Origin of the sequence: Varibaculum cambriense (assembly GCF_032557235.1) — a bacterium.
Taxonomy (GTDB): domain Bacteria; phylum Actinomycetota; class Actinomycetes; order Actinomycetales; family Actinomycetaceae; genus Varibaculum; species Varibaculum cambriense_C.
The window spans coordinates 242,783-265,206 of sequence record NZ_JAWGMB010000001.1; the positions used below are offsets into that span (position 1 = coordinate 242,783).

20 protein-coding genes are annotated in these 22,424 nt (G+C 53.5%); 8 read left to right on the plus strand and 12 right to left on the minus strand.

Annotation, left to right across the window (positions count from 1 at the left end; translation table 11 throughout):
- Positions 1-116: 116 nt before the first annotated feature.
- The 6 genes from E6072_RS00970 to hemB all read right to left on the minus strand — a co-directional run bounded on the left by E6072_RS00970 (position 117) and on the right by hemB (position 6,791).
- Positions 117-749 carry an ABC transporter ATP-binding protein gene (locus tag E6072_RS00970; protein ID WP_316693155.1) on the minus strand — a complete coding sequence of 211 codons (633 nt, stop codon included), beginning with the start codon at positions 747-749 and terminating at the stop codon, positions 117-119.
- An 8-nt stretch (positions 750-757) separates the two neighbouring features.
- Positions 758-1,972: an ABC transporter permease gene (locus E6072_RS00975; protein WP_316693157.1), complete on the minus strand. Its 1,215-nt coding sequence runs from the start codon at positions 1,970-1,972 to the stop codon at positions 758-760.
- Positions 1,969-3,336, minus strand: a complete 1,368-nt coding sequence (locus tag E6072_RS00980) for an ABC transporter permease (protein ID WP_399334818.1) — start codon at positions 3,334-3,336, stop codon at positions 1,969-1,971. Before E6072_RS00980 ends, E6072_RS00975 begins: the two co-directional genes overlap by 4 nt.
- Before the next feature lie 207 nt (positions 3,337-3,543).
- Positions 3,544-4,065, minus strand: a complete 522-nt coding sequence (locus tag E6072_RS00985; RefSeq protein ID WP_316086534.1) for a DUF4870 domain-containing protein — start codon at positions 4,063-4,065, stop codon at positions 3,544-3,546.
- Positions 4,066-4,140: 75 nt separating this feature from the next.
- Positions 4,141-5,787: a ribonuclease H-like domain-containing protein gene (locus tag E6072_RS00990; protein WP_278619352.1), complete on the minus strand. Its 1,647-nt coding sequence runs from the start codon at positions 5,785-5,787 to the stop codon at positions 4,141-4,143.
- A gap of 8 nt (positions 5,788-5,795) precedes the next feature.
- Complete coding sequence (hemB, locus tag E6072_RS00995; protein ID WP_316693163.1) at positions 5,796-6,791, minus strand: porphobilinogen synthase; 996 nt, start codon at positions 6,789-6,791, stop codon at positions 5,796-5,798.
- Positions 6,792-6,982: 191 nt separating this feature from the next.
- Here hemB and E6072_RS01000 point away from each other — a divergent pair, with 191 nt between their 5' ends.
- A complete protein-coding gene (locus E6072_RS01000; RefSeq protein ID WP_316693165.1) occupies positions 6,983-8,122 on the plus strand; it encodes a hypothetical protein in 1,140 nt (379 codons plus the stop codon).
- A 39-nt stretch (positions 8,123-8,161) separates the two neighbouring features.
- On the opposite strand, the gene E6072_RS01005 is transcribed toward E6072_RS01000, so the two are convergent.
- Complete coding sequence (locus tag E6072_RS01005) at positions 8,162-8,812, minus strand: response regulator transcription factor (protein WP_316693167.1); 651 nt, start codon at positions 8,810-8,812, stop codon at positions 8,162-8,164.
- Between the two features lie 237 nt (positions 8,813-9,049).
- Here E6072_RS01005 and E6072_RS01010 point away from each other — a divergent pair, with 237 nt between their 5' ends.
- From E6072_RS01010 to E6072_RS01020, 3 genes are all read left to right on the plus strand, one after another.
- The gene (locus E6072_RS01010; protein ID WP_316693169.1) at positions 9,050-9,826 is read left to right on the plus strand and encodes a hypothetical protein; all 777 of its coding nucleotides are present in this window, start codon (positions 9,050-9,052) and stop codon (positions 9,824-9,826) included.
- Positions 9,827-9,921: 95 nt separating this feature from the next.
- Positions 9,922-10,716 (plus strand): hypothetical protein, encoded by a 795-nt coding sequence (locus tag E6072_RS01015; RefSeq protein ID WP_316693171.1) that lies wholly within the window; start codon positions 9,922-9,924, stop codon positions 10,714-10,716.
- Positions 10,717-10,755: 39 nt separating this feature from the next.
- Positions 10,756-10,959 (plus strand): hypothetical protein, encoded by a 204-nt coding sequence (locus tag E6072_RS01020; protein ID WP_316693173.1) that lies wholly within the window; start codon positions 10,756-10,758, stop codon positions 10,957-10,959.
- 104 nt (positions 10,960-11,063) lie between these two features.
- Here the strand turns inward: E6072_RS01020 and glnA are convergent, their stop codons facing one another.
- The 5 genes from glnA to hemE form a co-directional block, all read right to left on the minus strand.
- Positions 11,064-12,485, minus strand: a complete 1,422-nt coding sequence (gene glnA / locus E6072_RS01025; RefSeq protein WP_316098427.1) for a type I glutamate--ammonia ligase — start codon at positions 12,483-12,485, stop codon at positions 11,064-11,066.
- Positions 12,486-12,657: 172 nt separating this feature from the next.
- Positions 12,658-13,521, minus strand: coding sequence for a hypothetical protein (locus E6072_RS01030; RefSeq protein ID WP_316693178.1), 864 nt, complete (start codon positions 13,519-13,521; stop codon positions 12,658-12,660).
- A 109-nt stretch (positions 13,522-13,630) separates the two neighbouring features.
- Positions 13,631-14,383 carry a uroporphyrinogen-III synthase gene (locus tag E6072_RS01035; RefSeq protein WP_316693180.1) on the minus strand — a complete coding sequence of 251 codons (753 nt, stop codon included), beginning with the start codon at positions 14,381-14,383 and terminating at the stop codon, positions 13,631-13,633.
- A gap of 35 nt (positions 14,384-14,418) precedes the next feature.
- Positions 14,419-16,974 carry a hydroxymethylbilane synthase gene (gene hemC, locus E6072_RS01040; RefSeq protein ID WP_316693182.1) on the minus strand — a complete coding sequence of 852 codons (2,556 nt, stop codon included), beginning with the start codon at positions 16,972-16,974 and terminating at the stop codon, positions 14,419-14,421.
- 71 nt (positions 16,975-17,045) lie between these two features.
- Positions 17,046-18,080 (minus strand): uroporphyrinogen decarboxylase, encoded by a 1,035-nt coding sequence (hemE, locus tag E6072_RS01045; protein WP_316693184.1) that lies wholly within the window; start codon positions 18,078-18,080, stop codon positions 17,046-17,048.
- Positions 18,081-18,356: 276 nt separating this feature from the next.
- On the opposite strand from hemE, the gene E6072_RS01050 reads away from it, so the two are divergent.
- The 4 genes from E6072_RS01050 (at position 18,357) to E6072_RS01065 (ending at position 22,421) form a co-directional block, all read left to right on the plus strand.
- Complete coding sequence (locus tag E6072_RS01050) at positions 18,357-19,673, plus strand: glutamyl-tRNA reductase (RefSeq protein ID WP_288336193.1); 1,317 nt, start codon at positions 18,357-18,359, stop codon at positions 19,671-19,673.
- Positions 19,670-20,785 carry a ferrochelatase gene (gene hemH, locus E6072_RS01055; protein ID WP_316693186.1) on the plus strand — a complete coding sequence of 372 codons (1,116 nt, stop codon included), beginning with the start codon at positions 19,670-19,672 and terminating at the stop codon, positions 20,783-20,785. Before E6072_RS01050 ends, hemH begins: the two co-directional genes overlap by 4 nt.
- A gap of 27 nt (positions 20,786-20,812) precedes the next feature.
- A complete protein-coding gene (gene hemQ, locus E6072_RS01060) occupies positions 20,813-21,553 on the plus strand; it encodes a hydrogen peroxide-dependent heme synthase (protein ID WP_024059957.1) in 741 nt (246 codons plus the stop codon).
- 250 nt (positions 21,554-21,803) lie between these two features.
- Positions 21,804-22,421 (plus strand): Crp/Fnr family transcriptional regulator, encoded by a 618-nt coding sequence (locus E6072_RS01065; RefSeq protein ID WP_399334899.1) that lies wholly within the window; start codon positions 21,804-21,806, stop codon positions 22,419-22,421.
- Positions 22,422-22,424: the final 3 nt, after the last annotated feature.

Genomic DNA, 22,424 nt, shown 5'->3' on the forward strand with positions numbered 1-22,424 from the left:
TAGGCGAGCTAGTAGTTAGCATTTATCTAGGTCTGCATATATTCGCAGCAAGGTTAACGTGAGCATCTCCTTGCATCACTCGGCACGAAAATACCCGGCTGAGGGCTGAGGACAGGTTACGCCACCACTAGCTTGCGGCGATTTAGGCGCAAGGTAACGTCGGCGCTGCGGGCGAGTTGGCGCGAATGGGTCACCACGATCACGCATTTATCCTGTTCATGAGCGGCTCGCTGTAGAATCTCGATTACGTCGCGGGCGGTATCCTCATCCAGATTCCCGGTAGGTTCATCCGCCAAAATAATCGGAGCCCCCGACACTAGCGCCCTCCCGATCGCTACCCGCTGCTGTTGACCCCCCGAAAGCGCCATTACGCTGCGCCGTGCCTCCTTTTCAGACAGCCCCAGCTGGGTCAAAGTGTCAATCCCGGCTTTCCCATTCACCAACCGCAGATTCTCTAGCGGAGTCAAATAGTCAATCAGGTTATAGTTTTGGAAAACCAGAGAAATCTGTTTCTTTCGGTGCTGGGCATAGCCAGTTTCCGCAATATCAGTACCATCGAAACGTACCGCCCCGCTGGTAGGCTTATCTAACCCTGCCAGCAGGTTCAACAGGGTGGATTTTCCGGCACCTGAGGCGCCTACAATCGCATAAAACTTTCCGATCTCGAATTCGGTGCACACGTCCGACAGGATCTGGGTGCTAGTTCCCGGATAAACATAATCAAGATGATCTAACTGCAAAATGCTCATAATGTTTCCTAACTTGTTTTTGCGAGAATAGCTCGCGGGGTTTGACGGAGCAGGGGAGCGGTCGCTAATAGTAGCGCCGCGAAAGTAATCACATATCCGAGGGCGAGGGCGGCCAGGATACTCCCGGTGCTCCCGCTCGCAGATAGGGCGGACAGGGAGGGGCTAGCAGATTTGGCAAATACCAGGGAAGACACCTTATCCGACAGTAGGAATCCCAAGGTGGTCCCGATAGCGCTACCCACCAGCGCTAAGAAAGCGCTCTCCAAGGCAAGTTGCCCCAAGATATTCGCTTTGGTTTTACCTACTGCTAGGAGCACCCCGATTTCGCGGGTGCGTCCTCGGATCCAAAAGACCATAATCAGGGCGAGGGCGGCTAGACCGGCGCCTCCCACACCTACAGCCAGGGCAGTAAGGAGCTTATTTACCCCAGACAGGGTAGCGAGCACCCCCGCGAACTGGGCGGCATTAGATTCGTAACTCAGCTGCGAATCCATCTGTTTTGCCGCACGTAACGCGGCAGGGAGCGCGCTTGCCTCCCCGGTAAAGTACCTTGCGCAAGTCAGTTCTTTCCCGGCCAGGCGCTGACTGTTAGCCAGATCAATAAAAATCTGGTTCTCGGAAGCCCCGGCAGGAAGTCTCCCGGGATTCTCAGTTTTTCCGCTGAAAATCCCCACTACCGGCATATTTACGGTAGTTCCATGGGCGCGAAGGCGTAGCTGACTGCCAATATGCAAATCATTGCGCTGGGCAAACTCGCGGTGAATCAGCGCGCCGCTCCCACTTGCCGCCAAGTGTTTGCCGTCCTCTAACCGATACAACCTACCCATGAAAGACGGATGCAACTGGCTATTAGTAGTCCCGATAATCCCGGCATCCCCGGCAAACTGAGCGTCAAGTTGCACCCCGGAAGTGGTAGTGACCAGCTTCGCGCCCTCGGGTTTAGCCAAAGCTTCTTTTTCAAAAGCCGAGCGTTTTACTTGCGGCAAGTGGCCTAACTTTTCTGCCTGCGTCAAAGAGATAGTGCCGCCTTCGCTGCGGGCAGTGAATCCCGCGTTTACTCCGGAATTAATCGCCCCAGAAATCCCGGCCACCTGCGCGCGCACGCCTGACTGAGAAATCAGGGCGGTAAAGACCACCGCCATAATCAGCGTGAGCAGCAGGGCGCGGCGGGGGCGGCGACTAAGCGAACACCAGGCGCGACGCCAAATACTAAGCGACTTCATTTGATATCCACCAAGAGGGCGCGCGGGGGGCGGCGTAGCATCGGGAACGATGCTGCCAGCACACAAAGCACGCCTACCAGCAAAGTTAGCAACACGGCAGTTATTACCGAGGGGGTGGACAGGGATACCGCTAGAGCATCCAGGGTTTTAGTTGCCGCTGAGGATTCCATATCGGCGCCTGCCTGCCCGGCCTGTGCCAGTTCTTGCATTAGCGAATCATTCACTGAGGCCAATGCGGAATTGCCTAGCCATTGCGAGATTGACCCAGAAATAAAGAACGCCAATACGAAAGCCGGGATGGCGGTAATCACCAGTTCGCACAGGTATTGGGCAAAAATACTTCCCTTTGAAGTGCCTACCGACAGTAGTACCCCGGTTTCTTTCTTACGTTCATTCATCCACAGGAAAAGCACCAGCGTTAAAATCAACAGCGCAAACCCGAAAGCGACCATTTTAGTGGTGCTCATCAGGGAATTTATTCCGCTAAGCGCTCCGGTAATTCCCGCTAAATACTGGGTAGCGGGCGATAGTTGGTAGTTGCGCCAATCAATCTTCAGAGAGCCAGCCTTCTTTTCTGCCTCCTCTAAATCACTATCGGAAGCAACGAAAAAGTTAGCGTCCTGGTAAATCTCATTATCTTTGCTCATCTGGTAAAGCGCGCGGGTGGTATCCAAATCCGTGTAAACAGTATTGGCAAAGAGTTCACTGCGTTGAGCTGCCTGTCGATTATTGGAGCCGCGAACCAGTCCCACTATTTCCATTTCGGTTTGCGTGGTTGATTTCCGCAAATTGTCCACGTCATAGGGGTTGCCTTTTAGTTTTAGCTTGTCCCCGATTTTCAGGCCGTTAGCTTTCGCCAAATCTTCATGGATAATCGCTTTATGGTGATCACCAGGCCGCAAATGCCGCCCTTTCACCAGGGTTAATGCCCCGGAACGGAAGTTGTTGTCGATATCGGTGCGGTTGACTCCCCACACGTTCACTGCGTTTCCGAACTGGGCTTCCTTCTTGGCGTCGTAATCATTGGTTCCCAGTTTCTGGGTCTGAGCCCCAACTAAATCAGCAGTGACGTTTTGCCGAGCCACATAGCTTTTAACCTCAGGCAGTCGCGCAATCTGGGCAATATCTGCAGGCTTAACAGTTCCGGCTCCCCGCGGGGTGCCTTGATTGAATTGGGGATTATTTTCGAGGACGAAACCGGCTCCCGCTTTGGCTTCTACCTTCGCGCCCTCACGCGCGCTCGCCCTCTCGATAGCATCTGCCGACATTAAAACAGTGGCCACCAAAGTGAGCACCGCGAATATAACAATAGTTCTAACTGGTTTTCTGACAACGTAGCGCCAGGCTCTTCCCGCGAAGGACAAGTCCAGATCCTTTCAAAACAACCCAAGACCAACTTAGGTAACCCAAATAAACAACAGTTAGCTTCCCTGCCCGGGCTGGAAGAAACCTGGATCAGGGACAGGAAGAATCTGAAAATGAGAATAATTGGGCAGGGAAAATCCGCTTACCAGGAATATCGTTCTTTAAGTATCCTCGGTCACAAACAATTATTAGGGTTTCCCGGACAGTTATTCGAGAAGATTAATCCCAAACGGGTAGTGGTAAAACTTTTTATCGGCGGCTTTAAATGCGCCTTTAATCGAGCACACTAGGGTCATTATGAAAACCACTGCAAATGCGATGAGGGACAAAGGTATCAAGATTACGGTGAAGCAAAGTATCCAGGCCACCACAGAAGTAATGGTCATCGCCAAGTTAAAGTTAAAAGCACCGGCGGCAGCGTTACGCACGAAGGCACTTTTGTCTTTGTAGATAAACCAGACAATGAGCGGCCCCACAAAAGTCAGCCAACCAGCAGAAACTATCATGGCGATCACGGCTGCTAAGTGCGCCAGGATCGCCATAGTGCGCTCATCGGAGCTAACTTGACCGCTATCAGAATTAACACCGGGAGCGGTAGGCATTGCGGGGGGATAAGGCTGGTATTCGTCCCCGGAAGCATATTGAGGGAAAGAGGGGTTGGAAGATTCGGGTTGCCTGGGAGACTGTTGGTCGCCGAAATTGCTCGATTGGGGCTGGTTATCACTCATAATCCCATTCTCCCATGGGTATAGAGGCTGCGAAAGTAGAGCTAGCAATAATTTTTCTTCAGCGAAAAGTGCAGGTTACAGTGCAGCAGGTAGATTAGGGACGGGTTTTGGCGCGCTATCAGGGTCGGCGCTACCGGTTACGGCGCTATGGCGCGGGCGCTGGCGTTGAGCGATTAACCAGTGATGTAAAAGGGCGGTTGAACAGCAGTCATATTCGTTATAGAGGGCGAGGAGACGTAACTGCTCTGCGTCCTCAGCCGCAAGCTTAGCTCCAGGTTCGAGGACGCCTTTTCGCGCCAGCGTATCGTACACAATCACCGAATCCGCGCCATTGTCCAAGTCCTCTGAACGCATCCAAGACCCCATATAGAACGGTTCCATTTCTTTCAGGGAATATCCGCCTTGACCGGTGCGAATAGCTGATTGCACCACTTGCTGCAGGTCGCACATCGGGCCGTTAGCTGCCAGTAAATCGCGCACTTCCCCCGCTAAGAGGCCGTGGCGAGACGATAAACGTTGCAGGTAGAGGCGTTCTTGCGGGGAATAATGATAAATGCGCATCCCAGGAAACCGCCGGAAACGCTGTTGCAAGAAATCCAGTAAATCAATTAGCAGCTGGCGTTCCTCGGCGCGGTTATGCGCCCAAAAACTCTGATATTTTCCGCCGATACGCTTTGATAGTTCCCCTACTTCCTCCGCTACGTTTGTGCTGCCTGCGGCCGGTAGTGCATCTTGGCCGCGAATCGGCAGCGCCGGGGTTAAAGATTTTTGCTCCCCCCAATAGTCTTCGTCAAAACAAACCAAACCACCCAGGTAAATCAGCCCGGTATGGTCTTTGAGTGTCCATCCCCAAAGGGAGTCATTCTCGAAATCTAAATACACATCCCCCGCCTGGGGCGCGGGAAGAGCCATTAGCGCCGGGGATAGGGGATTAGTTTCTAGCAGCAGTTCTGCGGGGTTTTGACTGACCTGTAAGCGGGCTTGTCGGATTAGTTCTGGGCTATAACCATCTGGCGGATTTGTAGCAAACTCACTGGCAGTAAAGATATTTTCGGCTCGCAGCTCCCGGCGCAGTCCCGGGCCTATCCCGCTGATTAACAGGGGGTCATCGAAACGCGCTAGCGCCCACGCACAGTACGAACAACTTCCGCACACGGTGTCGAGGGCGCGCCAAGCGTCCTCGGGGGTAGCAGACAGTAAATCCTGGTCGCCCGCTAAAATGTGCGCCTGCTCCGCAATAGGTTCCCACAGTTCCTCTAGGTCTGGCAGCGGAAAATCTACAGTTTTACCATCCGCTAGCAAGATTTGGGCGAAGGGCGCGAGCTCCGCCTCCAACTTGGGGAAAGCGGCGTTTAACAACTGCTGATTTGCGCCAGCTAAATGGGCGAAACCCGCCAGGAGATGTACTGAATCTAGGCGGGCATGGGCAGAAAAACGCGGCAACTGCAACACCCAAGAATCGTCCTCGTAAAGAAGGAAAGGAAGCATTCCCGTAAGGTCTGCGCAGGTAGCGGGAAGATTTGTTTGAAAAATCTTACCCGAGGCACGGTAGCGGGCAGCCAGTTTTTCTTCCTCTACTCCAGTTAAATCCCCTATATAGCGGTGGAAAACATCGGCAGATTTCAGCTCAGTATTACCGGTCAGGTAGCACCAGAGCCGCCACTGGCAGTTAGCGGCATGAGCCACTTCGGAAACTGCTAGTAGGCGGGGAGAATCAGGCATTGAGCAGGTTACTTTACTCGCTGCGCATACTCTAGCGCCCAATAGGTGAGCACCGTATCGGCTCCGGCGCGCACAATCGCGTGCAAAGACTCGTCAATGGCGCGCTCGCGGTCAATCCACCCGTTAGCGGCCGCTGCCTCTAACATCGCGTATTCCCCGCTGACCTGGTAGGCCGCGACTGGAACCGGTGACATTTCCGCCACATCAGCCAACACATCCAGATAGTAGCCAGCCGGTTTAACCATCACCATATCGGCGCCCTCGGCTAAATCTAGCTGGGTCTCAAATACGCCCTCCCGGCGATTACGAGGATCTTGCTGGTAAGAGCGGCGATCGCCCTCTAAGGAGCAGGCAACCGCATCTCGGAAAGGACCAAAGAAAGCGGAGGCGTATTTCGCCGAGTAAGCCAAAATCGTGGTGTCGGTGAATCCGGCCTCGTCTAGTGCCTGGCGAATCACCGCGATTTGCCCATCCATCATCCCGGAGGGCGCCACCATATGGGCTCCGGCGCGCGCCTGGCTGAGTGCCATTTTTGCATATAGCGGCAAGGTGGCATCGTTATCGACCTGACCATCTGCGGTGAGTATCCCACAATGCCCGTGGCTGGTGAACTCATCCAGGCAGGTATCTGCCCCTACTACCAGGTCATTTCCGACTTCTTCGCGCACGGCGCGGATACCGCGATTCAAAATACCGTTCGGATCCCAGGCGGGACTGCCTTGCTCGTCCTTATCAGTGGTATTGGGAATCCCGAACAGCATGATTCCGCCGACCCCGGCTTTAACGCAGTCGGAGGCGAGGGCGCGAATTGACTCGACGGTATGCTGGAAAACCCCTGGTAGAGAGGGAATCTCGACTGCTTCCTCAATCCCGTCTCGCACGAATGCGGGCAGCATCAGTTGTGCGGGATCGACCCGGGTTTCGGCAATCAGGTTGCGCATCGCGGGGAATGCCCGCAGGCGGCGAGGACGAATAGTCGGTTTCAGCATAAAGTCATCTGTCATTTTCTCTCCCTAGCTATCTGCCCCGATTCTAACGCACCCGTATGGCGCTTTCAGAAAGTCTGCTTGCGCCAGGAGATAGTGCCTAACGAAAACCGCTTTGGTATGCGGTTATTTAGGGGCGAAGTGGCGGCGTCATCAGGAATAATCCCTAATGCCCACAGCGGTCTGGAGATTCTCAGTATGATTTTTCTGTGTATGCGGTATTTAAGGTTATGGGCTCGTATTTATATTTTGATCGGCAAACTTTAGGGAAGAAGTTTACCCGTAAGGTTTTATTACTTCGAGCCATCATTATCACGGTCGCGGTTTTTGACTGCCTATTTTTACTGTATGACGGGATATTGACCCAAGAATTTGATATCGGATATCTGCTGGCTATCGAGGCTCTAGTCATGGCCATGTTAGCGATACGTTTCCCGGTTTTCTGGATAGGTTACGCGCTCACCTCCTTCGCGTTGATTGGGGGAGATGAGATTTACTGGGCGCCGATTTTTCCCGCCTCCAATATCGCCCTCTTAGATACTTTTTCTTTTTCCCCCAAGCGCTTGGGGCCCGCAGTATTGATTCCTACCGTAATCAATGTGTTTTTCTTTTTCGTGTGGGCATACCCGGTAGATTTCGAGGCGGTAAGCGCTTTTTCGGATGTGGCCTGTTTTTCGGTTGCCGGGATTTTAGTAAAAACCTGGATGGATCGTTCTTTTCAGGTAGGACGTGACGAACAGGCAGCCCGGGAGGCGGAGCGGCGGAACCTTAATGTTCGCCTCCACGATAATGTTTTGCGGCACTGCACTCATATTGCGCTGGCTGCGGAACAAAGCCAGCGGGACTTGTTACCTTTAGAGCAGTTTAGGGACACTGCCGCGCATGAAGCCGCGGAAATATCGCAGGCTATCCGCGCCCTCATCAATTCGGAGAAAAACTTGCCGGAAAAGAGTGAGGTGGTGACCCAGAGTTTAGCGGAGGTGCTGTCTCAGGCAGTCACGCGGCTGAAGGAGCAGGGATTCCAGGTTGCTTATCAGTGTGAAAAAACCGGAGAAACTGAGTGTTCCCGGCAGCAACAAGGCACAGTAACGCAGGTGGTGGCGGAACTTTTTGAAAATATTTTCCGCTACGGCGATCCCAAGCATCCGGTAACTGTCGATGCGCGGATCTCAGAAAACAGCTTCCGCCTGGAAACTAAGAATCAGATCCGGGGCAGGACAGTGGATTCTTCGAAGATGGGGTTAGGGCTGGCCAGTAAACGGATGCTAGAGATCGGCGGCCTGCTCACCTATGGTAAACGCGCTGACCAGTGGCAGAACCTACTACAGCTTGAGGTGGGTGGCGACTAGGTTGGCTTCAGCTATTGTCGCGTCCTCGTTACCCCAACCTTAGGGAAGGTTATTTGGGTAGCTGACTGCTCCGTCTTGCACCAGGACGGCTACTGCCGCGGTTCGCGAGGAAGTGTGGGTTTTTTCTAGCAGTGCAGTAACGGTTTCTTTCACCGTGGACAGGGAGTAACTCATTTTTTCTGCGATCTCGCGGTTAGACATTCCTTGTAAAATTAGCTCGGAAACTGCTTGTTCGCGCTGGCTAAGAGCAATTTGCGAGGGCGCAGGGATACTTTGGAACAATCCCTGTACTACGGCGTGGGAGACTACCACGGAGTCTTGCATGATTACCGCGAGGAAACTGGGTAAGTCTTTTAAAACATCGGCTTTATTTAGGAATCCCCGCGCGCCGGCGAGCAGGGCGGTTCGAGCTACATCTGCCACTTCCAGGCTCGAAATAATCACCACTTTTTGCTGCGGGTTTTGCTGGGTGATCTGCCTGCAGATCACGTCCCCGGTGGTCTCTCCTAAGAGGTAATCCAATAACACCAGGTCTACGGGGTTACGATTACAGGATTCGCGGGCTTGTTCCGGATTAGAGGTTGCCCAGGAGACCGCACAATTGGGGGTATTATTCAAAATCGCTGTCAATGCTTGTAGCGCAAAAGGATCGTCATCAACCAGCCCGATCTTGATTTCTGGTTCGCTCATGGTCACCCCCTCGTTGTTTCCTTCAAGAATATACGTTTTGGCGAGGTTTTGGCTGCAAAGCAGCCGGCAGTAAGTACCCCGGTGAAAAATGTAACCACCGAGTAGCCACCTGGATATTAATCCTGGCCACCTGGCGCCAATATCCAGCTACTTGACCATTGAATTACCCAGTTGACCTTTGGAAATATGAAAAGGTAGCTATCAAAGATTGGCTGAATTCAAGAAAGGAAATCTGAAATGAACAAGTTTTTTCGACGTTCAGTTTTAGTGCTTCTAGGGATTGCTTTTCCCGTGGGGATGAGTTCTTTATCGTATGCCTCCCCGGCAAATCCCCCGGAGGGGTCTGAAAGTGAAACTGCAAGCAGCGTTGAGGCCTCGGATCCTAATGGTTCCAGTGATCAATTGTTCGATCCCTCAGCTGATTTGCCTAAGTCAGCAAATAATGATTTGAGCACTAATGCGGAAGAGTCTAAGCAAGGAAACGCTAATAGCTCAGCCTCCCCGTATGTACTGGAACCTGTTACTACAGAGCCAGGGATGCATGGAAAATCAGAGATTAATAAAGTGTCAGTCAAGTTTAGAGCGCCTGAAAAGATCTATAATCTTGCCCTTTATGAAGAGTTTGTAGATGAAACAGCCGCGTGGAATCTGATGCTGCGAGATTATCAGCCGGAGATTACCTGGCTGCAAAAAGATGCGAAACTGCCTCCTTTGTCCAAATCTACGGTTAATGAATGGGTTGAAGCGTCAGACGCATCGTTGATAAACGCAGATCCCAGTCTGAACATGAGTGAGCTAAATTGGTATCTTTTTGGATTTAAAGCCCGTAGCTGTAACCAGCAAATTATTAGAAATCTAGAAAAGGCGGTTGCAGGATTAAATCAAGATATTCCCCGCGAGGAGATTTCGGCGCTCGCTGAGGCAAATGGTTTGTTAAGCCTGGAGGGCGATAATAATCTTTTTGATGCCGCATACGGAATGCATGCTCCAGAACTTGAAACCGGTTCCTTTTAACGTCAAGGCGTCGAACACCAATATGACTGCGCGGAATTTGTCTCGCAAGTAATTAGCGCGATAGGCGCAGGCATCATGAAAGGAAGGATTGGACAATGAAATTAACCAAGAAGGCGGGGGCGGTTGTTTTAGCTGGCGTCTTAACCTGCATAACTTCGGTTGGGGCGGGGTATTTGTGGGGTAATCATGCCCAGGAACACGCCGCCGTGAAAGACGTAGCGGATCTGCCCATGTATAGCTGGTGTTCCCTTTCTACCTTACGAGATGCGACTGATGCCGGTTACGGGGTGGAGGGAAGCGAAAATCAGTGTTATCAACCAGTAGTTGGCACTATGGAGTTTCAAAAAAAACACTATAAAGTCTTGCTATATCCGGAATATCTCAACAAAGATAAGGCTTTCGAGGCTTTTAGTACCATGTATAAACCCTGGATTGATAACATCCAGAAAAAGCTACGTTTACCTGCCTTCAAACCGGAAAATTTCTCCGCCTGGAGGAATTCTGGCAATAAAGAAGTCAGATACAGGAACTCGCTCGATGACTTATCGGGGATGCGGTTTTTAAAAGAAATCAATATTATTCGAGAGTTCCTCGAAGGCTATCAGGCAGCCGAAACCAATGCGCAAATGCGTAAAAGTCTAGGCGAGTTCGATAAACTCGCGGCCTCATTTTTTAAAGAGGGTGCTCCTGATCGACTTGCCATCGCGAAGGAAGAAGCATCTGATGAAGACGGAGAGGTCAAGATGATAAGAAGAAATAGATACGAAGAAAAAGCAGGTGAGCTTTGTACTGCATTAGTGCGAGCCAGGGAAAGTTATCGGCCAGAAATTTCCCGGCAGTACGATAATAAATCTCTAGAAAAACTACTCATGGCCGACGGCGTTTGCTAGGGTAACCAAAGCTGTGGGCAGCATGAAAGGAACAGCGGGATGCTGAAAGTTTTTGCCTGGATATTCACTATCCTGTGTGCAGTGTTGCTGGCTGTGGGGACGCTGATTATTTATGTAATCGACACTGACAGCAGTTTCCCCTTTGGAGCCGGATTCATGGTGATAGCCGCCCCAGTTTTTGGGGTGATAGCCGCCGTATTGTGGGGAGTGGAAATCACTAAAACTAATCGCGACCAAAAGTAATAGTTCTAATACTAAAAATCCGCCCCCGCGGCCTCGGAGAAAATAATGGCTTTAACCAGAGATTTTCCGAGGCCGCGGGGGCGGGATTTATTTAGCAAACAGACCTAAATATCGTAGTAAAGCTGGAATTCATAAGGATGCACCACCTGCCGCAACGGAGCCACCTCATTTTGTTCCTTGTAGTTAATCCAAGTCTCAATCAAATCCGGGGTAAATACTTCACCTTCAGTCAAGAAGTCCTGGTCAGCGCGCAGTGCCTCTAAAGCGGCATCCAGGGAACAGGGCAGTTTCGGAATGTCATGATATTCGGCAGGTGGTAGCTCATAGAGATCTTTATCGATGGGAGCTGGCGGCTCTAGCCGGTTTTGAATGCCGTCGATCCCCGCCATCAGGCAAGCCGCGAAAGACAGGTAAGGATTCGCGCTCGGGTCAGGAACCCGGTATTCGACCCGTTTAGCTTTCGGGGAAGTACCGGTCACCGGAATCCGGATACAGGCAGAACGGTTACGTGCCGAGTACACCAGGTTAATCGGAGCCTCAAAACCCGGAACTAGACGCCGGTAAGAGTTAACCGAAGGGTTAGTGAACGCTAGCAATGCCGGTGCGTGCTGCAGCAAACCGCCAATAAAGTAACGGGCCAGGTCAGAGAGGGAACCGTAACCGGTTTCGTCATAGAACAGCGGCTCGCCCTCTTTCCAAAGCGAAAAATGAGTATGCATTCCCGAGCCGTTATCGCCCGCCATCGGTTTAGGCATAAAAGTGGCGGTAACTCCCGCTTCTTGCGCAGCGTTCTTAATCAGGTACTTGAACTTCATCATGTCGTCACCCGCCGCCATCAGCGAGTTGAAACGATAATTGATTTCATGTTGGCCGCCAGAGCCAACCTCGTGGTGAGCGCGCTCCATTTTGAGCCCAGAGTCGCTGAGGAGCTTAACCATGTAATCGCGCAGGTCACAGAACTTATCAGCGGGGGCCACCGGGAAGTAGCCGCCCTTGAGCGGGGTCTTATAGGCGAGGTTTCCGCCCTCTTCCTCCCGACCGGTATTCCAATACCCTTCAACAGAATCCAGTTTTACGAAAGTGTCGTAAGGCTGGGTTTGGTAACGCACCGAATCGAATAGATAAAACTCGGCTTCGGCACCAATAAAGCAGGTATCGGCGATTCCCGTAGAACGCAGGTAGGCTTCCGCTTTCGAAGCAACCTGGCGAGGATCGCGGGGGAAAGGCGCATCAGTGAAAGGATCCACGATGGAACAGTTCACCACCAAAGTGGGGCAAGCGCGGAAGGGATCCACATAGGCATCCGACACATCGGCAATGAGCTTCATATCTGATTTGTCTATCGAAGTGAAACCACGGATAGAAGAACCATCGAACATCAACCCATTCTCCAGGGCATCCGCAAACTGGTCAGCAGGAATCGTGAAATGCTGACTGGTGCCAATCAGGTCGCAAAAACGGATATCAATCAGCTCAATATCCTGGTCGGCGACAAATTTGAGGGCTTCTTCGTGGGAGTTAAACAATCGTTCCTCCTAGGCTTAGCCATGTGGCTTGCGGATAAGAAAACTAAAAAAAGCATACCGCGCCCGGGCACCCCAGTGAGATTCTCGCCCAAAACCGTGGGCAGTTTCGCAAATATTTCCCGAGGGCGCGGCGTGGGCACTCGAACCTGCCGAGCCGGGTCAGCAGCTATTCCTAGTTGCCAATGTCGTTAAGTTTGATGTTCTTTACATCAATATCAAACTTGATATCTTCACCTGAAAAATCCACGTTCTTGAGAACGAAAGCTTTATTCAGATCCATCGGGATTTCTTCTTTTTTCATGCCCATATCAGCAGGGCTGAGCTTTTGCCCCATGAACTCATCGCTACCGTTAATCATGAACTTGTCTGGGACTAGGAAGAGTTTTCCAGATTGTCCGTCTTTACCAGGTTCAAAATGCATACCCATTTCAACCTGAATCTTTAGACCTTGTTCTTCCGCCTCGGCAGTAATTTTGTTACCGTTGCGCCGCATATTCATTTTGGAGGCAGTGGCATCTTCCTTTATGGCTTTATCAAATTCTTCACCCGGTAGGGTGAAAGTCATATTGCCCTTTTCAATGATGGGATTATCTCCACCTTTCAGCCCATGGAAAACAGCCCGCACATCCTTCATCTTTAAATTCTGTTTTGACCCTTCGGTAGCAAAAGTTCCCGCCGAGGCAGTGACTTTTGCTTCGCGATAATAGTCTTTAAAGTAACTAAGGAGCATAGGGCTAGAGTTAATTTCAGCCCGCACATTCGAAAATCCTTCTTTGACGAATTCGTTTTTCAAGGATCTCTCTTGCGTGCTTGCCACTAAAGTGTTGGCGATAAATAGCCCGATCAAGGCAACAACCAGTACCGCAACAATCACGATGGTGACGATCAAACCGGTCTTGGGCTTCTTGGTTGGGGTAGCCGGAGACATTGCGTCCGGCGACATTTGCGGGTTCACCGGTGAAAACTGGGGGCTGTCTGGCATCGGAGACCCTTGAGGGGCGGGGCTGGCATTATCAGGTTGGGGTGTATAAGTCATGCTTTATGTTAACAGCTACATTCCAGCTAGCCGGCGAGGAATGCAAGATTTTCAGTAAAAGTTACTCAACGTTAACCTTCGCTTTCCCATCTGCGGCGCCAACCCGCGATTAGGGTGCCAGGCAAGAACGTAGCGCCTGCGCCAGTCCGCTCGCGTCCGCAGTCTTGGCCACCGCGCATACTTTCAGCCCTAAATCTGCTGCCACTTGGGCGCTAGGTTTCCCGATACAAACAAGGTGGGGGAGGGTGCGGGCAGGTTTTTCGGGATGGGAACGAAAAACCCCGAAGTCAGCGAGGGCGCGCAGATTAGAACCAGCGGTAACCGCGACCGCATCGGCGTGGAAATATACTTCCGGGCACTCGCCAACCGGAGTCATCGTATAGAGGGCGCAGCTATCAACCCGGTAGCCTAGCTCGCTTAAAGCTGTAGGTAAATCAGGTTTACTGAGCGCAGATCCCGGTAAGAACACCCGGGAAGGACGGGAGGGAGTGGGGGTTAAGTTCGCGAAACAGCGTGCCAAATCCGTGGCGTTACCGCCCGCCTGCAAAGCAACATTCCAACCGGCGTGGCTGACAGACAGTGCGCTGGCTTTACCCACCGCTGCTACCTGCGGAAAAGTAGTAAGAGGCGGCTCGGCAGCTAACAGCTTTTGTAAATACTTCACGGTGCGGGCAGAAGTTATCACCATCCAGCTATATTCCCCGCGCCGCAAACTGTCTAGGTAGCTAGAGACTCGCGGATCACTAACCGGGTGCGAACGAGTAACCGGAGCGCTAACTATCTGGCACTCAGGCAATTCTGCCTGCAGTTTTTTTGCTAGTGGGCGCGTTGGATCTGCCGTAAGTGCCACCGTAAATGCCATCGTCGCCCTCCGAAAATAGTTTCCTGTTGCGGTTCTTAGCCGCGCGTCTTGGAAGCTCCCAGGTCAGCGAGCTCGCCGCCCCCAGATTCTAGGAGGGCGCGCGCCACGCTCTCACCCAGCTGACGCGCCTGGTCAAGCATCTCGGCGAAGGTTTTTTCCGGATCGGCCTGCAAGGAGTCACTGACGCGTACTTCCCGAGTACCATCGAGGGAAATAATCGCGGCGGTCAGGGTGAGTATCCCCCGCTCCATCTGGGCAAAGGCCCCTACGGGCGCAGCACACCCGGCGTTTAGCTCCGCTAACACTGCCCGCTCCGCCGTAGAAGTAAGCGCAGTTGCCAGGTCGTTAAGCTCTTCCAGTGCGGCCGCTAAATCGGGGTGGGTTTTAAGCGTTGCCTCTGAAGCCTCTACCGCGAGTGCCCCTTGCGCCGGAGCTGGCAGCACCTGTTCAGGATCAAAACGCTGATTGGCGTAAGCGCCCAGCCCAATCCGATCCAAACCGGCCGCCGCCAGTATCACCGCATCCAAGTCGTGCGCGCCGGTCACGATTTTTTCCCGAGTCTCCCGTCCATCAGTAAAGTCACCCTCAGGAGCGGCAATGCCTTTCACCCTGCCTAGGCGGGTAGGAACATTGCCGCGAATATCCACGATTTTGAGGTCGGGACGCATAGCTAAAATCTGGGCGGCGCGGCGCGGAGATCCCGTCCCCACTTTGGCTCCCTGAGGCAAAGTCTCCAAAGTTAAACCAGGTGCCGCACATAGCGCGTCCCGGGCATCTGCGCGGTTCGGAATCGCGGCAACTTTTAGACCCGGAGCCTCCTGGGTAGGTAAATCTTTGAAAGAATGCACTGCTAAATGACAGTTTCCCTCCAAGAGGGCTAGGCGTAGTTGCGCGGCAAACACGCCCACTCCTCCCAATTTTTGTAAAGAGGCGCGGGAAATATCGCCTGCCGTGCGTACCTGTCGTAGCTGCACATTTAGTCCGCGTTCGCGCAAAGCGCTAGCTACGGTTTCCGATTGGGTTACCGCCAGGCGGGAAGCGCGAGTACCCAAAACTAAAGCGTCAGCCTTAGCTTCGCTAATCCAACCGGTACCGCGCAATTTAATCGTTTGCGCCTGACGAACAACTGCCGCAATCCCCGAACCGGCAACCCAAGACCCCGCCAAATCCAGACCGGGATAGGCATGCAAGTCTTCTAGCAGCTTGGTGGTCATTTCCCGATGTTTAGGAGTGAAAGGCGGCAAAGAGCCATCCCAGTGAATAATCATCGAACCGAGCAGTTGTTCTGGAGAAATCGCTACCCCCAGCAGCCGGGAAGCATCCTTTAACGCGCCCTCGACCGATACCGGAATCTCCGGTCCATTTGCCCAACCATAAGATACTCTCAGCAGGTGGCGACCTTTACCGGCTGCTTGTTCCGCCCACGGCCATTTGGAAGTGTAATGAGTGATAGCTTTCGCTCCCACGCAGCCATTTTCAATATCTTTATTGCTGGGGCGTTGCACCAACATTCCGGACCCGCGCGGATGAGCATCTAACGCCGGGCAGTCCACAAACAGAGTCACGTGTGCGATCGGGCCGCCCTGCGGGAGCTCACCGACTTGAATCCCTGGTACTTCACGCAGCAGCGGCGCGGCTAAATATCCTGGTAAAGCCACTACTACCTGCGGGACAGTGACCGTTACGGCTTCGCCAATGTTAATCGGGCTCGCCCCTGGGGTCGGCCCTGATTTGGTGTTAGAAACGGTGACCTTCCAGCCTGCTGAGCCGGGTTGATTCGAGCCGGCAACGGCGTCGGCGTCAGCGTTTGAGTCATTTGCCGCCGGTTCCAGTTCGAGGCCGCGCACATGAGACAAAATCAGCCCCCCGCCCTCTTCGATGCGCTGCGCTAAGGTTTCTACCAGGCGGAACATTCCCCCTTCCGGGGCGAGTACGGCGGGTTTGCCGGGTCTTAGTCCGCGCAAAGCGGCAACCGCTTTCACCAGCGAGCCGTGTTCTTTTAGGGCGGGACGCAGTCCGCGCAACACGGTATCGGCGTTTAGGCGGTCGGTGCTTGCCGAGTGAATCCCGCCGGCAACAGGCGCCACTACTTTTTCTAAAACCGCTTTTCCTAGGCGGGCAGTTACCAGACCGGTGACGGTGGTTTCATCCGCCCCTACCTGTGGCCCCATAGTTAAGTCCTCACGGGCACGCTGCATTTCTGCTTCGCTGAGCGCCCCCACAATGCCTGGGTCATCTAGGCTGGCAGGAATCCCTAACATTCCGTGGGGAATCGGAAGCGCGCCCTCCCGGTGACCTGGGCGTTCGTGGTGAAAAATCCAGGATTTGCCGCTCGGGGCAACCAGCGGCAATCCTAGCTCGTCGCATAAATCTTTAACTTCGCTAGCTCCCGCCGCGAAAGCTTCAGCGCCAATATCGAAAGTGAAGTCCCCAAAACGTCCCGAACAAATTAGGCCGCCAGGGCGTCCTCTTTCCTCAATCACCGCCACCCGCGCACCCTGTTTTTGCAGAGTATAGGCGCTGGTCAATCCGGCCAGTCCTCCTCCGATAATCAAAACATCGTAATCGGCTAATCCAGCTAGGTCGTGCATTGCATCTCCTTGCCACAAGCGGTTTTTGAGGCGGTGTGCCCCGGATAATCCTTCAGCATAGTCGTTCGCGCTTAACGTGATTCATGTACCTGGTCGACGATTTCTTGTAAAACCGCGGGGTCAGCATTCGGCGGTACCCCATGTCCCAGATTGACGATATGCGCGGCGGCTTGCTTGCCCTCCGCTAACACCTGAGCTACGTGGCGGCGGCGTACCTCAGCAGGGGCGAACAAAATGGCAGGGTCAATATTTCCTTGCACCGCAAAGCGGTCACCAGGGCCATGTTCGATTAACTGTACGGCCTCGCCAAGAGGCAGCCGCCAATCCACCCCAATACATTCCGCACCGGCATCGCGCATCAAATCCAGCAGGGAAGCCGCGCCCACCCCGAAATGAATCACCGGAACTCCCTTAGCATGAGCAGAATCAATCACTACCCGAGAATGCTCAAGGCAATAGGTTTGGTAATCGGCGCGCGAAAGGTCGCCCACCCACGAATCGAAAACCTGCGCCGTGCGCGCCCCGCCGGCAATCTGTGCGGCCAGGAACGCCGCCGACATATCCGCACACCAGCTGGCGAGCCGGTTCCAGGCATCCGGGTAAGAATGCATAAAAGCCCGCGCCTCCAGGTGATTCTTTGAGCGGGTATCCCCAATTAGGTAGGAGGCCAAAGTAAAAGGCGCAGCAGCAAACGCAATTAGGGGAGTATCGCCCAGCTCAGCGCAGACCATTTCAGCGGCCTCGGTAATACAATCCGGATCAAAGCCTTTAAAGCTGGTGAGGCGATCTACGTCCTCAGGACATAAAACCGGGTCCGCGAAAACCGGGCCCTTACCGGGGACAATCTCTACCTTTAAACCCGCCAGATATAGGGGGGTGACAATATCGGAGAAGAAAATCGCGGCATCTACCCCGTAGCGGCGCACCGGTTGCAGCGTTATTTCTGCTGCCAGTTCAGGGGTAGTGCAGGCAGTGAGCATATCGTTACCGGCGCGCAGGCGGCGATACTCGGGCAGGGAACGCCCGGCTTGGCGCATAAACCAAACTGGAGTTTTCTCGGGACGCAGGCCGCGCACGGCTTGGAGGAAAGAGTTTTGCTCAGACATATTTCCATCATCTATGGCATTTTCGGCTGGCGCAAGCAAGTGCAGTAACCAACCGGCTGCAGATTGGCTCCCCGCGGCTAAGAAACCGACAAAACCATTTTTCTGACATATTTTCCGCATCTGTCTGTTGCAAAAAACAGTGATTCTTGCTGACGCTCTGGCAGATTATTTTTCTTTAGCAACCCCCTGGACTGGGAAAATAGAAATAATTAGGGTGCGGGGAGGCGCGATCTGCCGGGTACTTTTCAAAAAATAAAAAAATGTTCTAATGAGGCCGTGGGTCTTTCTTCCTATTCGGTACATCATCTCCGCCACGGCCTTAACGCCGTGGCGGCAGCTTCCAGTACCACTGATGGCCTGCCTGAGGATCTCTTACAGCGCTTGCCTGAGGTAATGGGAGTGTTACCGCTTTCCACTTGCAATCGGGTAGAGATCGTTATTGAAACAGCGCCGGCAATCTCCAGCGAGCAACTAGCAGCGGTAGATCGCTATATCCAATCCCGCCTGGGAACTATCTGCGAAATTCGCCGTGACCGCCAGGTTTTGGAACATTTATTTACCGTCGCCTGCGGACTGGACTCCATGGTGGTAGGAGAGCGCGAAATCTCTGGACAGCTGCGCCGCGCCCTACGAGTAGCCACCCAGGAGCGGATATCCTCCGCCACCATTACCCGCGCCTGTCAAGGCGCGCTAACTACCTCCCGCCGAATTGCGCAGCTGACCGGGATCGCTTCCCAGGGTCGTTCGGTGGTTGCCTGCGGCCTGGAAATAGTGGCGGAACGAATAGATCCGCTGGCAGGTACCCCCACGCTTTTGATCGGAACCGGCTCCTATGCGGGGGCAGCAGTGGCAGCACTGCGCGCCAAAGGGGTGCAAGATATCTCGGTGTACTCCACTTCTGGGCGTGCCGAACGTTTCGCTTACGGCCATGACTTGCAACCGGTGGCCAAAGAGCGGCTAGTTGCGGCGCTAGAAGCAGCCACTTTGATTGTTACCTGCCGGGGCATGGGTTCTCCGGTGCTCACCAAAGAGGAAGTGCAGCGGGCTTTAGTGCTATCTAGCGGTGAAAAAACCATTCTCGATTTAGCGCTGCAAACCGATATTGAGGACGGAGTAGCCGATTTAGAGCGGGTACGGGTAATCAACCTAAAAGAAATCAGTGCCCAGGTACCGGAAGCCGGGAAAGCTCAGGTTAAGCGGGCAGAAGAGATTGTGGCCGAGGGCGTAGAGGAAGCCGAAGCGTTGCTGGCGGATCGCCAAATGGATTCGGTGGTGGTGGCGCTGCGTGATAGCTTCCGCCAGGTGCTGGCCGATGAAGTGGCGCGCCTGCCCAAGGGGGATACTATTGCCCGGGAAGAAGTCGAATACGCGCTGCGACACCTGGCGGCTCGGCTAGCCCATATTCCCACTATTAACGCTCATCGCGCCGGACGCGAAGGGATGGGGCAGGAATACGTAAACGCCCTCCAGCAGGTGTGGGGATTGGATCTGGAGGTTCCGCCAGCTCCCCAAGATAAGGCGCAGGTTTGCCCGGTAACCGGCTTGAGCGTTGATGATTTGAAACAGGAAAGCTCCAGCGAGGAGGGACAGTGAGTCAGATTTCTGCCCAATACGATGCGGTGATGCTGGTCAGCTATGGAGGGCCGCGCCAGATGGAGGACGTGTTGCCGTTTATGCGCAACGCGACCTCCGGGCGGGGAGTTCCTGACGAGAGGTTAAAACAGGTCTCCACCCACTATGGACGCTTCCACGGAATCAGCCCCATAAATGCGCGTAACCTGGAAATCCGGCGCGCCCTTGAACTGGAACTTAGCCGGCGCGGAGAAGAGATTGAAGTCGTAATCGGGAACCGTAACTGGCATCCCTTTATCCACGACACCCTCTGCGACCTGGCAATGCGAGGACTTACCCGGGTACTTTGTATTTTCACCTCCGCCTATGTTTGTTATTCGGGGTGCCGGCAGTACCGGGAAGACTTAGCTGCCGCCAAAGCCCAGCTACAAGCCCAAGATTTATCGCTGGAACTGGATAAAGTGCGCGCCTACTACACCACAGAAGGCTTCGTAGCAGCCTATACGAAACTCCTATTGGAAGCAGTAGTAAAGCGGGAGCAAAATAGCGGACACCTACCCTACGTAGCTTTCGTGACCCACTCGATCCCTGCCGCCATGCAGGAATGCTCCGGCCCGGCCGACAACTCCCGCCCCGACTACGTGCGCCAACACCAACAGGTATGTTCCGAGGCCGCGGCCAGGGTTAGTAAAGAGCTAGGACGCGAGTTGAACTGGGATTTGTCATATTGTTCCCGCTCTGGGCCGCCCCAAATGCCCTGGCTAGAGCCCGATATTAATGACCGCTTAGCGCAGCTGAAAGCAGAAGGGATAACTGATGTAGTCTGCGTACCTATCGGGTTTATCTGTGACCATATGGAAGTGGTATACGACCTGGATACCGAAGCAAAAGAAACCGCTGAACAGCTGGGACTTAACTATTTGCGGGTGCCTACGGTAGGCACCGATCCCGGCTTTATTGAGGCACTCGCGGATTTGGTAACCGAGCGCGCGGGGGAAAAAGCAGGGGGCGCGGTTCTCTATGCCCAAGACGCTTTAGAACCCCGATGGCCAGCCTGGGCACCCCCCGGAGATTCTAGAGGCAGCAAAAATGCTCTTGACCTGCCAGTCGAGTTTGAAACTATAAAAGAATAAACAGCTAAAAGCTAAAAGGAGAAAATAATGGCTCACCCAATGCCCAATGATGTATCCCCCGATCCTCGCGATCATAAAGTGGATCCTGAGGAAGTAAATGCGCGCAATAACTTTTCTATGCACGCGGTTTTCGAGCTAGCCTTGCCGCTACCTGCCCAGGAAGCAGAGCGAGCAGCTATGGCGCGCGAACTCGAGGAAACCATCGCCGAATTGGGAGTAACCGTACGCGGCTGGTATGACGTTGCCGGTTACCGTGCAGACGCTGACCTGATGTTCTGGTTCTTGGACGAATCCAATGACAAGCTCCAAGATGCCTACCATGCGGTATTGAACTCCCGCCTAGGAGCCCACCTGGTGCCGGTATGGTCGATAATGAGCGCTCATATGACTGCCGAGTTTAATAAGCCCCACCTGCCGGCCTGCTTCGGTGGTTGGGCGCCGCGTGCCTATGCCGCGGTTTACCCCTTCGTGCGTTCCCTCGAGTGGTATTACCTGCCCAAGGCTAAGCGTAGCGCCATGCTCGCCGAGCATGGTCGCAATGGTGCTGGTTACCTGGATGTAGCGGTTTCTACTTTGGCGACCTTTGCACTTAATGATTACGAATGGTCAGTGACCCTAGAATCCGATGATATTAACCGGGTTATGGGGGTGCTGCGTCAGCAACGGGACTGTGAAGCTCGCCTCCATGTCCGCCAGGATACGCCCTTCTATACCGGCAAGCGGATGGAACTAGCCGAATGGATACAGCGGCAAACTACTGAAAAATAGTCAGCATAGCGTTGCTTAAAAGCTGAGTGCTACCGGAAAAAAGTCCCAGTTCCGCGCCAACTTATAGTTAGCGGGGTAAATTAGTGACCACACCCAAACTCTCGGGTGGCATAAGTCACAACAAACGAGTAATGTGGAATCGGTATTTATGGTTCGCCGTCTGTCTAGATTTTTGTAAGGAGTGATTAGCTTGGATTCGTCCTTTTTAGCTAGAGTCCCCCTCTTTGAGGGACTCGATCAGGAAGCGCAGATGCGCCTGTTCTCAATGATGGGACAAACCACCTTGCGCCGCGGGGAAAACCTATTTGAAGAGGGCGATGATGGCGACCGCTTGTATATCGTGGCCGAGGGGAAAATAAAACTATCACATCAGTCCTCAGATGGCCGCGAGAACCTGCTAGCGGTACTAGGTCCCGGGGAAATCCTGGGGGAGCTCACCCTATTTGATCCGGGTCAGCGTTCTACTACCGCTACCGCGGTTTCACCCGCCCGTTTGGTTTTCTTAAACCATAGTGACCTGATGGTTTTCCTAGAGGATAACCCCTCCTTGGCGAAACATATGCTCAAAGCGCTGGCAAAGCGCCTGCGCCGCACCAACGAGGCTCTAGCTGACCTGGTGTTCTCGGATGTGCCCGGCCGGGTAGCCAAGGCCCTCTTGGATTTGGCGGATCGTTTCGGGATCCGTACCGAGGACGGAATCCATGTACCGCATGATCTGACTCAAGAAGAGTTAGCTCAGTTGGTGGGAGCCTCGCGGGAGACCGTGAACAAGTCCTTGGCCGAGTTCGTGAACCGCAACTGGATTCGCCTGGAGGGACGCGCAGTCACCTTGATCGACATTGATCGTTTGGCGCGGCGTGCCCGCTAGGGT

Bases quoted from the DNA above. Each gene is read 5' to 3' on its own strand.
- E6072_RS00970 (WP_316693155.1), bottom strand. From the start codon at position 749: ATGAGCATTTTGCAGTTAGATCATCTTGATTATGTTTATCCGGGAACT.
- E6072_RS00975 (WP_316693157.1), bottom strand. From the start codon at position 1,972: ATGAAGTCGCTTAGTATTTGGCGTCGCGCCTGGTGTTCGCTTAGTCGC.
- E6072_RS00985 (WP_316086534.1), bottom strand. From the start codon at position 4,065: ATGAGTGATAACCAGCCCCAATCGAGCAATTTCGGCGACCAACAGTCT.
- E6072_RS00990 (WP_278619352.1), bottom strand. From the start codon at position 5,787: ATGCCTGATTCTCCCCGCCTACTAGCAGTTTCCGAAGTGGCTCATGCC.
- hemB (WP_316693163.1), bottom strand. From the start codon at position 6,791: ATGACAGATGACTTTATGCTGAAACCGACTATTCGTCCTCGCCGCCTG.
- E6072_RS01005 (WP_316693167.1), bottom strand. From the start codon at position 8,812: ATGAGCGAACCAGAAATCAAGATCGGGCTGGTTGATGACGATCCTTTT.
- E6072_RS01010 (WP_316693169.1), top strand. From the start codon at position 9,050: ATGAACAAGTTTTTTCGACGTTCAGTTTTAGTGCTTCTAGGGATTGCT.
- E6072_RS01015 (WP_316693171.1), top strand. From the start codon at position 9,922: ATGAAATTAACCAAGAAGGCGGGGGCGGTTGTTTTAGCTGGCGTCTTA.
- E6072_RS01020 (WP_316693173.1), top strand. From the start codon at position 10,756: ATGCTGAAAGTTTTTGCCTGGATATTCACTATCCTGTGTGCAGTGTTG.
- E6072_RS01030 (WP_316693178.1), bottom strand. From the start codon at position 13,521: ATGACTTATACACCCCAACCTGATAATGCCAGCCCCGCCCCTCAAGGG.
- E6072_RS01035 (WP_316693180.1), bottom strand. From the start codon at position 14,383: ATGGCATTTACGGTGGCACTTACGGCAGATCCAACGCGCCCACTAGCA.
- hemC (WP_316693182.1), bottom strand. From the start codon at position 16,974: ATGCACGACCTAGCTGGATTAGCCGATTACGATGTTTTGATTATCGGA.
- hemE (WP_316693184.1), bottom strand. From the start codon at position 18,080: ATGTCTGAGCAAAACTCTTTCCTCCAAGCCGTGCGCGGCCTGCGTCCC.
- hemQ (WP_024059957.1), top strand. From the start codon at position 20,813: ATGGCTCACCCAATGCCCAATGATGTATCCCCCGATCCTCGCGATCAT.
- E6072_RS01065 (WP_399334899.1), top strand. From the start codon at position 21,804: ATGCGCCTGTTCTCAATGATGGGACAAACCACCTTGCGCCGCGGGGAA.